The organism is Ensifer sp. B1-9, assembly GCF_050474445.1.
Taxonomy (GTDB): domain Bacteria; phylum Pseudomonadota; class Alphaproteobacteria; order Rhizobiales; family Rhizobiaceae; genus Ensifer.
In genome coordinates this window covers 162,846-175,182 of sequence record NZ_JBCHVG010000010.1, presented here as the reverse complement: position 1 = coordinate 175,182, position 12,337 = coordinate 162,846, and the positions used below count along the sequence as shown (strand labels likewise).

Genomic DNA, 12,337 nt, shown 5'->3' with positions numbered 1-12,337 from the left:
ATCGACCGACGAAAGGGCGGGCTCGGACAATCTACTCCCGCCACCAGCAATTCAGTCTCATCCAGAAACAGCAGGAGCCTCTCGCATGCTAACTCTACTTTCAAGGCTCCAGGCCGGCACGCTCGGCGAACTGCTCACCGTAGCAAAGCTGAACAGCCTCGGGCACGCAGCCTACATCAGTCCCGAAGGCGCACCCGGTCATGATGTCATCATAGTTATTGATGGCTTGGCTAAGTCGATCGAGGTGAAGACAAGGCAATTCCGAACAAGCCCAGCGCGGGACATCACGCGCTGGCCAGTGGACATGACAACGAAGGGCGGCGCCGACTTCTTCATCTTCATCGAGCTGGATCTCAGAACTCTCACGCCAACATTCTATGTGCTGACCAACGCCCAGGCGCGCGCTACGTTTCGAGACTATACCGGCGGTGGAAATTGCTACCCACCGGACGTCAGAAGACTTATCACGCCGAACGACTTCTCGGCGCTCACAGCGCCTGTGCTTGCCAGCGTCCTCTGAGTTTTCGGATCGTTGCCATGCGATCTCCTATCGATAGCGAAGATCATGCGTCGGACGCCCCTGGGGTGCCAAGGATTATCCCGGCACTTCACGGATGGTGAACTTTAATCTTTTGTCGCCTTGTGTTACCTATTGCGTAACGATTCCGATTCTATTACTTATTGGGTAACGGGCGACAGTTGATGAAAATCGATTTTGCGAATGGCAAACTTCGACGTCAGCTGGAGTCTGACAAGGAGTTGAGGAAGGCATACGGTGATCGCGCTAGCCGCCTGAAAATGCGGCTAGCGGTGTTGGAGCAGGCGAGCAATCTCAGCGAGGTCCCTACTGATCCGCCAGATCGATGCCATCAGCTTGATGGTGAATGGGCTGGCTGTTTTGCGGTAGCTATCACCGGGAATTGGCGGCTCATATTTGAGCCTGATCACGAACCGGTCCCAAGTCGCGACGACGGAGGCATAGACCGTGCCGCCGTTGTCGCGATTCGGATTCGCGCTATTGTTGACTACCATTGAAACCAAATGACCTTTCAAACAGTGATGGCGATGGGATTGGGCGATGGTTGCTGTAGGGAAGAAGGAAGACTGGGCGCCAGATTGGGCAACTCATCCTGGTGAGCATCTTGCCGAGTATCTTGAGGACCGGGGATGGTCCCAAGCCGAATTTTCCAGGCTAGCGGACATGAGCCCGAAGCATGTCAGCACTATCATCAACGGCACCAACCCGGTGACGGCAGAAACGGCATTGAAACTAGAACGCGTTCTTGGTTTAAAGGCCAACATCTGGACAGGCTTGCAGGCGAAGTGGGATCTCCATGAAGCCAAGGCTGCGAACCACCAGACCCTGGCCGATGCGGATCAAGTTCTCTCCAAATTCCCAATCAAAGAACTGAAAGATCGTGGTGCGCTGCCCGCGACCAATGATAACGGCCGACTTCTAAGCTCCCTCCTGGAGTTCTTTGCTGTCGGAAGCCCGCATGCTTTCGGTGCCAGATGGGCAAACTTAGCTGTCCATCATAGACAATCTAAGGCCTTCGATACCAGCCAATATCATGTTGCCGCGTGGCTGCTCCTTGGAGAGAAGAAGGCGCGCGGGATGAACCTGCCGGCGTTCGATGCTGAGAAGTTTGCGAACGCTGTGCTCGAAATCCGTAAGCTGACAACTAGCGAACCGGAGGTTTTCTATCCCCGCATGGTGGATATATGCCGCAACGCTGGCGTGGCGTTCGTGCTTGAAAAGCCGATATCGAAAACATGCCTGTTCGGCTCCGCGCGATGGCTTGAGGGTGACAGAGCAATCATTCAGATGTCCCTGCGAATGAAGAGTAACGACCACTTTTGGTGGACATTCTTTCATGAAGCCGCCCACATAACGCTTCATAAAGGTCGAGCATTCGCTGACGATAAGGGCGGCGAGGGCGACGGACTCGAGGACGAGGCCGACTCCTGGGCCGAAGAAAAGCTCGTGGGTAGAGCTAGGTTCGCAGCTTTTAGGAAAACCAATCCGCGATCTGAGCTTGCAGTGAAAGCCTTCGCTCAGCAACTTGAGATCCACCCCGGCATAGTCGTTGGAATGCTTCAGCACTGTGGAGCTATCCCATATCGTAATCTGAATGGACTTAAGGCACGGTATGAGTGGGCTGATTAACTAGCCCCTCGCGCACGTGCTATACGGGAGCCCTCCGTGAGTGCGAAATCCTCTCCGACGTAATTCCTGATAGCCTAGATCCAGGTGTCGGATACCGCTGGTCGAGTGGGTAGTGATGAGCTTGAAGTCAAGCACACGGAGTCGACGTCGCGGTCAAGGCAGTCTTGGCAGAACATCCGGACGAGTGCGGATTCTGCAAAAACCATGCAACGCGCCTGCACGGATTACAATTTCCGATTGACTTGGGATTTTTGCCGGGGCAGTCTGCCTGCATGGCGCGAAGCCTAGGTGGGACACAAATTACCCGGCATTTATGATGTCGAAGGCGACGCCTTGGGAAACTGAGGCGGCGACGGTGGCCGAAAGGCAACTGGACTCCCTTACTCTCTGTGTCTCACCGCCTTTGTTTGCGAGTTTGAGTATGCGCAATGAGATACGTGCTGAGATCAAGCGGCTTAGCAAGAAAGCATTCGATAAAAGAAGAAAAGCTCAGCAAACAGAACAGAAGTATCGTGACAAGTTCGAGAAACGAACTGGCCTAGACGCCGGTCATCCGCCGGCCTCCACGGTAACTTTTCCTCATCGACACTTCGATCCAGAACACTGCAAAAGGCATGCCAATGCTATAGCCTCCGGCATATGGCATAAAGTTCTCGCGGCAAACTACCAGCCGCAACCCGCGCTTTACTTTGAAATCCCTAAGTCAGACGGGTCAAAACGAGGCGTAATGGCGTTCGGGATCCCTGATGCCGCCGTTGCGAATGTAGTCCTTCGCAAGACATTGCAACGCAACAAAAAGCGCTTTTCACCTCATTCCTATGCCTACCATCCAGATAAAAACGTATTCGATGCGATTTTGGCCCTAAATGACTTCGACAGGGATGGAAAGTTATTTGCGGTTCAAATAGATTTTGAGAAATACTTCGACAAAATACCAGCAAATTACATAAAGAATAAGCTGTCTGATAAGGCTATTGTTAGCCTGACGCCTCATGAGCGATACATATACGAAGCTTTCCTCCATCATCAATACGGAGACGCAGCGTCGCATGTATCTGGCGCCTTCAAGAGACGCATCAATGGAACTCCACAAGGATCCTCTGCGTCTCTTTTTCTGGCGAACCTTGCAAATGACGGCTTAGATCGTCAGTTGGCTGCGGAATCGGGAAAGTTTGTTAGATTTGCCGATGACGTCGTCGCCATATGCGGGAGCTACGAGGAAGCCCAGAGGCTCGAAAAGTGTTTCGATCGGCATTGCAGCCAAAGCGGACTGATACTGAATCGAAAAAAATCGCCGGGCATAGCTGTTCTGGCGGATCACCAACACGAGATCAGGACGATCAACGATTTCACTTATCTGGGATACAGTTTCAAGGAAACTGGGCTTGCGATGCCCCAGAAAACGTCCTTGAAACTTAAGCAAAAAGTCTCTCGGTTAATTAACATTTATCTCATCCAGGCGCTACAATTTGGCTTCAATCCGGCCAGAGCAAGCAGAGCAAACCAATATGACTGGGACTTGCTCGGATTAATTTATGAGTTGCGGAGAGGTTTCTATGGAGGATTGAAGGAAGCAGATATTTCCGGGTTCCTTTACGACGGCGGTCGATTGAAACGCATGAAAGGACTAATGGGCTTCTATTGCCTCATTGAAGACCCAACGCTGTTGAAAGCTCTCGATGGCTGGACACTAAATATTGTTCGGCGCGCCTGCGTGCGCAGACAGCGGTTGCTTGTGGCACAATATGGGCGTGACTGCCCTACGCCGTCCAACCAGGAGCTTGCGCTCGGAACATGGTTATCCGAAGCTGCTTGGCGCGACGAGGGCAATGCAGCGGAAGCGGATGACGTTGAGGCAGTTTTTCCAAGCTTGGTTCGCGGCTGGCGGGCCGCGCGGAAACATTTTTTCACCTACGGCCTCGAAGGCGTGCAGGCGCCGGGATACGACTCGTCGATGGACGTGGCATCGCTGTTTGACGCATTTGATTACTAAGCGTTGCGCCCTGACGCCGTGTGCCGGCATCGGATGCCGGTTATCGCATTGAGCTTTGTTCGTGCCGGCAGTGTGGCCCTAGCCAGTTTCGGCTCTGATATTCAAAGGCGACAGGAAACAATTCATCGCGCGGACCACTGATAAGCCAGGATCCAATGGCGGAGAGGGGGGGATTCGAACCCCCGATAGGCTTGCACCTATGCCGCATTTCGAGTGCGGTGCATTCAACCACTCTGCCACCTCTCCGCATAACTGGTTGGCGCTCGGTAAGCGCGGTCGGGTTCATAGCGGCAGATTCGGGTGCTGGCAAGTGCCTGTTTGAAGAATATGTAACGCCCCTGTTGCTTTCGCCTTGACACACACGCGCGATTCCCTGTAATCCGCGCAATGAAGTGGTGTGGCCTGGCTACTCCGCATCGGGTGTGATTTGCGCCCTTTCACCGGTGGAAGCCTATAAAGTCTCCACTTTACCTGTCGACTGAGAAAAAGACGGCCTTGTCCTTGGGCAAAGAGCCGGATCGAACATGAAAGGATAAAAAATGTTCGCAGTCATCAAGACCGGCGGTAAGCAGTACCGCGTGGCCGCCAACGACGTCCTCACCATCGAAAAGCTGGAAGGCGTTGCAGGCGACAAGATCGAATTCACCGAGATCCTGATGGTCGGCGTCGGCGCCGATGCAACCATCGGCGCTCCGTTTGTCGAAGGCGCCGTTGTCAGCGCTGAAGTTGTGGAACAGGGCCGCGCCAAGAAGGTCATCGCCTTCAAGAAGCGTCGCCGCCAGAACTCCAAGCGCTCGCGCGGTCACCGCCAGCACCAGACGACCGTCCGCATCCTGGACATCGCTGCTGCCGGTGGCAAGGCGAAGAAGGCTTCGAAGAAGACCGAAGCTGCCGCCGAAGCCGCTGCAAACTGAGTTCCTGGATCTAAGGTTTAAAGGAGAACACCAATGGCACACAAAAAAGCTGGCGGTTCGTCGCGTAACGGTCGCGATTCTGAGTCCAAGCGCCTTGGCGTGAAGAAGTTCGGCGGCGAAAACGTCGTTGCAGGCAACATCATCGTGCGCCAGCGCGGCACGAAGTGGCATCCGGGCGCCAATGTCGGCCTCGGTAAGGACCACACGATTTTTGCACTTACGGCCGGCAACGTGGACTTCCGTACGAAGGCCAATGGCCGCGTGTACGTGTCTGTAATGCCGAAAGCCGAAGCAGCGGAATAAGCCGGTAGCGCTCTAAAACAGCCGGCGTCTCATCGACCCGGCTGACGCACCTGATGGTTCCAGGCCAGACTTGAAAAGGGGAGATGGGGCAAGACCCAACTCCCCTTTTTCGTTTCTGGAGGAAACCATGCAAACCGAGTTGTTGAGGGAAGACCAATCCCGGTCTCCCGAGCAGAGGCTGAGGCCCCAACGGTCAAGGACCGATTGCCCGATATTGTTGTCACCCAGGCTCGTTCTGCGCGCGCCCCATGAAGACGATATCGACGCCCTTGCCCATCTTGCCAACAATGCCAATGTCGCGACCATGGTCTCGCGCATGCCGCACCCGTACACGACGGCCGACGCCGCCGACTTCGTGCGACGCGCGAAAGCCGGCACGATTGGCAAGTGCGTCTACGCGATTACCAAGGCGGACAACGGCGCATTTCTCGGTTGCTGCGGTATCGAGCCGCATCCGGACGGCAAGACGGCGGAACTCGGCTACTGGCTGGGCGAGCCCTACTGGAACCAGGGTTATGCCACCGAGGCCGCCCAGGTCCTGACCGACATGGCCTTCCGCACCCGTGACATCGACCAGATCGATGCGCGCTGCCGGGTCATGAATCTGGCGTCCCGCCGGGTCATCCAGAAGTGCGGCTTCCAATTCCAGGGCAGCGGCATGGTCGGCAGCCTCGCGCTCGGCGGCTCGATCGCCGTCGAGTGGTACCGGCTCGACCGCAAGACCTGGGTCTCCTTGAGAAGCTGGGGAGGCATGCGATGAACGCGCTCGTTTCCGAACACCAGCGGGGCGTCGCCCGCCCCGGTCTAGGCCCCTGCCCGGTCATCGAGACGAAGCGTCTCGTCCTGCGCCCGCACCGGCGAGATGACGCCGAGGCGATCGCCCAGTCGCTCGGCGATTTCCAGGTCGCGCGCATGCTGGCGCGCGTTCCCGCGCCCTACGATCTGCAGGATGCGCTCGACTGGCTCACGTCACGGACCTCCGGACTGACGCCTGACTGGACCTTCGCCGTCACGTCAGGCGACGACGTGCATATCGGCTGTGTCGGCATCGAGCTCCGGCATGGCCAGTGGCATGTCGGCTACTGGCTGAACCGTTTCTACTGGGGCAAGGGCTTTGCCTCCGAAGCGACCTATGCGGCGGTCGACCGCTTCTTCCGCCGCATGCCGGAAACGACGCTGCATTCGGGCGTCTTTGCCGACAATCCGGGCTCGCTGAAGGTGCAGGAGAAGATCGGGTTCCAGATCACCGGCTGCAGCCAGGTCTATGCGCTCGCCCGCAATGCCATGGTCGCGCATATCGAAACGCGGCTGACCGCTGCCGATCTGCGTCGACCACATTGAAAGCCCCCCGCGAAGCTCACTTCGCGGGGGGCATTTGTCATGCGAGCGCGAATCCGACAGGCAAGTGGTCGGAGCCCTTGGCGTCATAGTCGATCCAGGCGTCCGTCAGCCGCGAAACGAGGCCGGCGCTGAGAAAACAATAGTCGAGATGCATGCGTCTTTCGGGGTTTTCGGGATGAATCCAGCTATAGCTTTCCGGCGTCAGCCGACCGAGATGGGCGAGCGCATCGACCGGGTTCTCGAGCCGCAGCGAGCGACCGTAGTAGGCGTCGCGCGAACCGACCATGGTGTTGTATTCCGGCGTCTCCGGTTCCATGTTGAAATCGCCCATGACGACGAAGTCCTCCGGATGCGGCGGCTCGGACAGGCCGAAATCGGCCGCCCCTGTGATCGCGCCGCCTTCGAGCGGATAGCCGAGCAGCCGGTCCTTGAGATAACGGATCTGGGCGATGCGCTCGGCCGGCAGCACATGGTCGAGATGTACGGAATAGACCCGAAGCGGGCCGCTGGGTGTCGCGATCAACGCTTCGGTCGCGCCGCGCTGCAGGTTCATCGGGCTGATCGTGCGGGTGCGCGGCAGGGAGATCAGCCGCGTCGAAAGGATCGGCCAGCGCGACAGGATCATGTTGCCGAATTGAAAGCGGCGGCTGACGGCCCGGCCGTCTTCGATCGCCGAGCCGATGTCGACGTCGCAGGGTGCGTGAAAGACCGTGAAATGACCCGGGAACAGCCTTTCGAAGCGAGCAACAAGATCGACGTGATCGTTGCGGTGGAAGCCGCGGGTCACTTCCTGCAGCGCGATGATATCGGCGTCCCCGATCGAAGCCGCGATCCTTTCGGGATCGAAGCGGCCATCGAGACCAAGGCCGTATTGGATGTTGTAGCTGACGAACCGCACGATATTCTTTGACCTCCGAATAAACCGCCTATATCGATGGCGGCAAATTAAGACCGCGCCCTTCCACCGAACAGATGGCAGTCCAATGAAATTTCTCGACGAAACGAAAGTCTACATCCGCTCCGGCGACGGCGGCGCAGGCGCCGTCTCGTTCCGACGCGAGAAGTTCATCGAGTTCGGCGGACCGGACGGTGGCGATGGCGGTCGCGGCGGCGACGTCTGGGTGGAGGCCGTCAACGGTCTCAACACGCTGATCGACTTCCGCTACCAGCAGCACTTCAAGGCCAAGACCGGCCAGCACGGCATGGGCCGCAACCGCACCGGCGCCGGCGGCGAAGACGTGACGCTGAAGGTGCCGGTCGGCACGCAGATCTTCGAGGAAGACAACGAGACCCTGATCGTCGACATGGTGGCCGAGGGCCAGCGCTACCGGCTCGCCGCCGGCGGCAATGGCGGCTTCGGCAACGCGCATTTCAAGTCTTCCACCAATCAGGCGCCAAATTGGGCCAATCCGGGCCTCGAAGGCGACGAGAAAACGCTCTGGCTGCGGCTGAAGCTGATCGCCGACGCCGGCCTCGTCGGCCTGCCGAATGCCGGCAAGTCGACCTTCCTCGCCGCCTGCACCCGCGCGCGTCCGAAGATCGCCAACTATCCCTTTACGACGCTGCATCCCAATCTCGGCGTCGCCACCATCGACGGCAACGAGTTCATCATCGCCGACATCCCGGGCCTCATCGAAGGCGCGCATGAAGGCGTCGGCATCGGTGACCGCTTCCTCGGCCATGTCGAGCGCACCCGCGTGCTGTTGCATCTGGTTTCGGCCCAGGAAGAAGATGTCGCCAAGGCCTATAAGACGGTGAAACACGAGCTTGAAGCCTATGGCGGCGGCCTCGAGGACAAGCCGCAGATCCTGGCGCTGTCGCAGATCGACGTGCTGGACGAGGACGAATTGAAGGTGAAGAGCAAGGCTCTGGCGAAGGCCTGCGGCTCGCCGCCGCTCTTGCTCTCCGCCGCCGTCGGCAAGGGTATGACCGAAGCGCTGAGGGCCCTTCGTGGCGTCATCGTCGCCGCGAAGGCAGGCGAAGAGTCCGGCGAGGAGAACGTCTGACATGAGCAAGACCCGTAAGCCGCTTCTGAAGTATCGCCGGGTCGTCATCAAGATTGGCTCGGCACTCCTCGTCGACCGCGCCACAGGGCTGAAGAAATCCTGGCTCGACGCGATGTGCGCCGACATTGCCGGCCTCAAGGCCAAAGGCGTCGAGGTGCTGGTCGTCTCGTCAGGCGCAATCGCGCTCGGCCGCACGGTGCTCAAGCTGCCCTCGGGCGCGCTGAAGCTGGAAGAAAGCCAGGCGGCCGCCGCCGTCGGCCAGATCGCGCTGGCACGCGCCTGGTCGGAGAGCCTTTCTACGGACGCCATCGTTGCCGGCCAGGTGCTGCTGACCCTCGGCGATACCGAGGAGCGCCGCCGCTACCTCAATGCCCGCGCAACGATCAGCCAGTTGCTGAAGCTCGGCGCCGTGCCGATCATCAACGAGAACGACACTGTGGCAACCACGGAAATCCGCTATGGCGACAATGATCGCCTCGCCGCCCGCGTTGCCACCATGGTCGGCGCCGACCTCCTGGTGCTGCTCTCCGATATCGATGGGCTCTACACTGCCCCGCCGCATCTCGACCCGAACGCCCGTTTCCTGGAAACGATCGCCGAGATCACGCCCGAAATCGAAGCCATGGCCGGCGGTGCGGCCTCCGAGCTTTCACGCGGCGGCATGCGCACCAAGATCGATGCCGGCAAGATCGCGACCACCGCGGGCTGCGCCATGATCATCGCTTCCGGCAAGCCGAACCATCCGCTCGCCGCGATCGAGGAAGGCGCCCGCTCCTCCTGGTTTGCCCCGTCGGGTTCGCCGGTGACCGCGCGCAAGACCTGGATCGCCGGGCAATTGCTGCCAGCCGGAACGCTCGATGTCGACGCCGGCGCCGAAGAGGCGCTGCGCTCGGGCAAGAGCCTGCTGCCGGCCGGTGTCCGCGCCGTCACCGGCAGCTTCAGCCGCGGCGACACGATCGCCATTCTCGGCGTATCGGGCCGCGAGATCGCCCGCGGCCTTGCCGGCTACGACGCCGACGAGGCCCGGCAGATCGCCGGCAAGAAATCGGCCGAGATCGCCGTGATCCTCGGCTATGCCGGCCGCGCCGCCATGGTGCACCGCGATGATATGGTGATGACCGGAAAACGCGCCCAGGACGAGGGCAGCCGGAAGGATGAGATCCATGCTTGACGAGGTGAAGAACAAGGACGACGTCGAAAGCATCATGCTGGAGATCGGCCGCCGGGCCAAGGCCGCCAGCCGACCGCTTGCCGTCGCCAGCGCCGAACGCAAGCATGCAGCCCTCATCGCCATGGCCGACGCGATCGTCGCGCGCAAGGACGAAATCCTCGCCGCCAATGCGATCGACCTCGAAAACGCCCGCGAGACCGGCGTCGCCACCGCCTTCATCGACCGCCTGACGCTCACCGAAGGCCGCATCCGCGACATGGCAAACGGCATTCGCGCGATCGCCGAATTCAAGGATCCGGTCGGCGACGTGATCGCCGAATGGGATCGGCCGAACGGCTTGCATATCGAGCGCGTGCGCACGCCGCTCGGCGTGATCGGCGTGATCTATGAAAGCCGGCCGAACGTAACCGCCGACGCCGGCGCGCTCTGCCTCAAGGCCGGCAATGCCGTGATCCTGCGCGGCGGCTCCGACAGCTTCCATTCCTCCGGCGCGATCCACGCCTGCCTGGTCGAAGGGCTGAAAGCCGCCGGCCTGCCCGAACATGCCATCCAGATGGTGCCGGTCGCCGATCGCGCCGCGGTCGGCGCCATGCTCTCGGGTCTCGCCGGCGCGATCGACGTCATCGTGCCGCGGGGCGGCAAGAGCCTCGTCGCCCGCGTCCAGAACGAGGCGCGCGTGCCGGTCTTCGCTCATCTCGAGGGTCTCTGCCACATCTATGTCGACGCCTCGGCCGACCTTGCCATGGCGGAAAGGATCGTCGTCAACGCCAAGATGCGCCGCACCGGTATCTGCGGCGCGGCCGAAACGCTGCTGATCGACCGCAACGACGCTGAGCGGCTGGCCAAGCCGCTGCTGGGCGCCCTGCTTGCGGCCGGCTGCGAAGTGCGGGTGTCGGATGAACTCGCACGCTCTATCGACGGACTGAAGACCGCAACCGATGAGGATTGGGCGACGGAGTATCTCGACGCCATCATCTCCGTGAAGCTGGTCGACGGCATTTCCGGCGCCATCGAACACATCTGCACCTGGTCTTCGGCGCATACGGAAGCGGTGATCGCCGAGGATCCTGCGGTGGTCGAACGTTTCTTCTCGGAGATCGATTCCGCGATCCTGCTGCACAACGCCTCGACGCAGTTTGCCGATGGCGGCGAGTTCGGCATGGGCGGCGAAATCGGCATTGCCACCGGCAAGATGCATGCGCGCGGCCCCGTTGGCGTCGAGCAGTTGACATCCTTCAAGTATCGGGTGCGCGGTGCTGGACAGGTCAGGCCCTGAGGTGACCGCGGGCAAGGTGAACGCCCGCTACCTGCGCATGCCCCATGTCGAAAGCGGCATGGTGGTCGGCCTCTTCGGTGGATCCTTCAACCCGCCGCATCAGGGCCATGTGCTGGTTGCCGATACGGCGATCCAGCGGCTCGGGCTCGACCAGCTCTGGTGGATGGTGACGCCCGGCAACCCGCTCAAGGATCACAACAATCTGGCGCCCCTCGCCGACCGCATCGCCATGAGCGAAACGATCGCGCGCAACCCGCGCATCAAGGTGACGGCCTTCGAACAGGCGCTCGGGCAGAGCTATACGGCCCGCACGCTGGAGATCGTGCGCGCCCGCAATCGCGACATTCGCTTCGTCTGGATCATGGGCGCCGACAACCTGAAGAACTTTCACCGCTGGCAGAACTGGCAGAAGATCGCCCGCACCTTCCCGATCGCCGTCATCGACCGGCCGGGCTCGACGCTCGCCTACCTCTCCTCGCGCATGGCCAAGACCTTCGATCATGCGCGCATCGACGAGGACGACGCACGCCGCCTGGCCTATCACGCAGCCCCCGCCTGGAGCTTCATTCACGGACCGCGTTCGTCGATGAGCTCGACCGCGCTTCGGGCCGCGGGCGGAGTATGATTTCCTGGGAATCAGTTCTGCTGTCTTGAAACCGCTACGGTTTGATGCCTACATTCATGGACGGTTCGATCTTTGTTCGAATCGAAAGTGCCTGTTCTGTTCATATGGAAAGGAAAGACCCTGACAACAGCACACGCCAAGGGATATGCGGTCTCCGCATTCCCGCGCAGCACGGGATCGAGCGACGAAGCCGCTGTCCGTGCGCTTCAACTGGTCCTCGAAAGCCTAGAGGACTCGAAGGCAGAAGATATCGTCAGCATCAACATTGCCGGAAAGTCGGCGCTGGGAGACTTCATGGTCGTTGTCTCCGGGCGATCGAACAGGCATGTGATGGCCATTGCTGATCACCTGACGACCGACCTCAAGGACGGGGGCTTTGGCAATGCCCGTGTCGAAGGTCTGGAAGGCGGTGACTGGGTGCTGATCGACACCGGTGATGTGATCGTTCACATCTTCCGGCCGGAGATCCGGGAGTTCTACAACATCGAAAAGATGTGGGCGGCTCCTGAGATCGAGGACGGCACCCTGCATTGAGACCGAC

The 12,337-nt window shown here is 59.9% G+C and carries 14 protein-coding genes and 1 tRNA gene; 13 read left to right on the top strand and 2 right to left on the bottom strand.

The genetic code is table 11. The annotated features are described in order from the left end of the window. Positions 1 to 85 precede the first annotated feature (85 nt). From ACQ5BM_RS19895 to ACQ5BM_RS19880, 4 genes are all read left to right on the top strand, one after another. Complete coding sequence (locus ACQ5BM_RS19895) at positions 86 to 520, top strand: hypothetical protein (protein WP_060611155.1); 435 nt, start codon at positions 86 to 88, stop codon at positions 518 to 520. Between the two features lie 182 nt (positions 521 to 702). Beyond that, positions 703 to 1,035 carry a type II toxin-antitoxin system RelE/ParE family toxin gene (locus ACQ5BM_RS19890; RefSeq protein ID WP_429814849.1) on the top strand — a complete coding sequence of 111 codons (333 nt, stop codon included), beginning with the start codon at positions 703 to 705 and terminating at the stop codon, positions 1,033 to 1,035. 43 nt (positions 1,036 to 1,078) lie between these two features. Then, positions 1,079 to 2,167: a HigA family addiction module antitoxin gene (locus tag ACQ5BM_RS19885; protein WP_429814847.1), complete on the top strand. Its 1,089-nt coding sequence runs from the start codon at positions 1,079 to 1,081 to the stop codon at positions 2,165 to 2,167. Positions 2,168 to 2,483: 316 nt separating this feature from the next. Beyond that, positions 2,484 to 4,160 carry a reverse transcriptase domain-containing protein gene (locus tag ACQ5BM_RS19880; protein ID WP_429814845.1) on the top strand — a complete coding sequence of 559 codons (1,677 nt, stop codon included), beginning with the start codon at positions 2,484 to 2,486 and terminating at the stop codon, positions 4,158 to 4,160. Positions 4,161 to 4,316: 156 nt separating this feature from the next. Here ACQ5BM_RS19880 and ACQ5BM_RS19875 read toward each other — a convergent pair. Further along, a tRNA-Ser gene (locus ACQ5BM_RS19875) sits at positions 4,317 to 4,406 on the bottom strand. 293 nt (positions 4,407 to 4,699) lie between these two features. Here ACQ5BM_RS19875 and rplU point away from each other — a divergent pair. The 4 genes from rplU to ACQ5BM_RS19855 all read left to right on the top strand — a co-directional run bounded on the left by rplU (position 4,700) and on the right by ACQ5BM_RS19855 (position 6,718). Then, positions 4,700 to 5,074: a 50S ribosomal protein L21 gene (gene rplU, locus ACQ5BM_RS19870; protein WP_057254969.1), complete on the top strand. Its 375-nt coding sequence runs from the start codon at positions 4,700 to 4,702 to the stop codon at positions 5,072 to 5,074. Between the two features lie 33 nt (positions 5,075 to 5,107). Next, positions 5,108 to 5,377 (top strand): 50S ribosomal protein L27, encoded by a 270-nt coding sequence (gene rpmA, locus ACQ5BM_RS19865; RefSeq protein ID WP_037470908.1) that lies wholly within the window; start codon positions 5,108 to 5,110, stop codon positions 5,375 to 5,377. A 127-nt stretch (positions 5,378 to 5,504) separates the two neighbouring features. Then, positions 5,505 to 6,137: a GNAT family N-acetyltransferase gene (locus ACQ5BM_RS19860; protein ID WP_034802649.1), complete on the top strand. Its 633-nt coding sequence runs from the start codon at positions 5,505 to 5,507 to the stop codon at positions 6,135 to 6,137. Then, complete coding sequence (locus ACQ5BM_RS19855; RefSeq protein WP_429814842.1) at positions 6,134 to 6,718, top strand: GNAT family N-acetyltransferase; 585 nt, start codon at positions 6,134 to 6,136, stop codon at positions 6,716 to 6,718. Before ACQ5BM_RS19860 ends, ACQ5BM_RS19855 begins: the two co-directional genes overlap by 4 nt. Before the next feature lie 37 nt (positions 6,719 to 6,755). Here ACQ5BM_RS19855 and ACQ5BM_RS19850 read toward each other — a convergent pair whose 3' ends face one another. After that, positions 6,756 to 7,616: an endonuclease/exonuclease/phosphatase family protein gene (locus ACQ5BM_RS19850; protein ID WP_429814840.1), complete on the bottom strand. Its 861-nt coding sequence runs from the start codon at positions 7,614 to 7,616 to the stop codon at positions 6,756 to 6,758. A gap of 85 nt (positions 7,617 to 7,701) precedes the next feature. On the opposite strand from ACQ5BM_RS19850, the gene obgE reads away from it, so the two are divergent. The 5 genes from obgE (at position 7,702) to rsfS (ending at position 12,330) form a co-directional block, all read left to right on the top strand. Next, the gene (gene obgE / locus ACQ5BM_RS19845) at positions 7,702 to 8,724 is read left to right on the top strand and encodes a GTPase ObgE (RefSeq protein ID WP_429814837.1); all 1,023 of its coding nucleotides are present in this window, start codon (positions 7,702 to 7,704) and stop codon (positions 8,722 to 8,724) included. 1 nt (position 8,725) lies between these two features. Next, positions 8,726 to 9,895 carry a glutamate 5-kinase gene (gene proB / locus ACQ5BM_RS19840; protein WP_429814834.1) on the top strand — a complete coding sequence of 390 codons (1,170 nt, stop codon included), beginning with the start codon at positions 8,726 to 8,728 and terminating at the stop codon, positions 9,893 to 9,895. Next, complete coding sequence (locus tag ACQ5BM_RS19835; RefSeq protein ID WP_429814832.1) at positions 9,888 to 11,171, top strand: glutamate-5-semialdehyde dehydrogenase; 1,284 nt, start codon at positions 9,888 to 9,890, stop codon at positions 11,169 to 11,171. The genes proB and ACQ5BM_RS19835 overlap by 8 nt, the downstream gene beginning before the upstream one ends. 37 nt (positions 11,172 to 11,208) lie before the next feature. Next, positions 11,209 to 11,796 carry a nicotinate-nucleotide adenylyltransferase gene (locus ACQ5BM_RS19830; RefSeq protein ID WP_429815231.1) on the top strand — a complete coding sequence of 196 codons (588 nt, stop codon included), beginning with the start codon at positions 11,209 to 11,211 and terminating at the stop codon, positions 11,794 to 11,796. 87 nt (positions 11,797 to 11,883) lie between these two features. Further along, entirely contained in the window at positions 11,884 to 12,330 is a 447-nt protein-coding gene (gene rsfS, locus ACQ5BM_RS19825; RefSeq protein ID WP_173518198.1) for a ribosome silencing factor, read from the top strand. The last annotated feature ends 7 nt before the right edge of the window (positions 12,331 to 12,337 follow it).

Coding starts and splice junctions, on each gene's coding strand:
- ACQ5BM_RS19860 (WP_034802649.1), top strand. CDS start 5,505: ATGCAAACCGAGTTGTTGAGGGAAGACCAATCCCGGTCTCCCGAGCAG.
- ACQ5BM_RS19830 (WP_429815231.1), top strand. CDS start 11,209: ATGCCCCATGTCGAAAGCGGCATGGTGGTCGGCCTCTTCGGTGGATCC.
- ACQ5BM_RS19885 (WP_429814847.1), top strand. CDS start 1,079: ATGGTTGCTGTAGGGAAGAAGGAAGACTGGGCGCCAGATTGGGCAACT.
- obgE (WP_429814837.1), top strand. CDS start 7,702: ATGAAATTTCTCGACGAAACGAAAGTCTACATCCGCTCCGGCGACGGC.
- ACQ5BM_RS19895 (WP_060611155.1), top strand. CDS start 86: ATGCTAACTCTACTTTCAAGGCTCCAGGCCGGCACGCTCGGCGAACTG.
- proB (WP_429814834.1), top strand. CDS start 8,726: ATGAGCAAGACCCGTAAGCCGCTTCTGAAGTATCGCCGGGTCGTCATC.
- ACQ5BM_RS19890 (WP_429814849.1), top strand. CDS start 703: ATGAAAATCGATTTTGCGAATGGCAAACTTCGACGTCAGCTGGAGTCT.
- rplU (WP_057254969.1), top strand. CDS start 4,700: ATGTTCGCAGTCATCAAGACCGGCGGTAAGCAGTACCGCGTGGCCGCC.
- ACQ5BM_RS19855 (WP_429814842.1), top strand. CDS start 6,134: ATGAACGCGCTCGTTTCCGAACACCAGCGGGGCGTCGCCCGCCCCGGT.
- ACQ5BM_RS19835 (WP_429814832.1), top strand. CDS start 9,888: ATGCTTGACGAGGTGAAGAACAAGGACGACGTCGAAAGCATCATGCTG.
- ACQ5BM_RS19880 (WP_429814845.1), top strand. CDS start 2,484: ATGTCGAAGGCGACGCCTTGGGAAACTGAGGCGGCGACGGTGGCCGAA.
- rpmA (WP_037470908.1), top strand. CDS start 5,108: ATGGCACACAAAAAAGCTGGCGGTTCGTCGCGTAACGGTCGCGATTCT.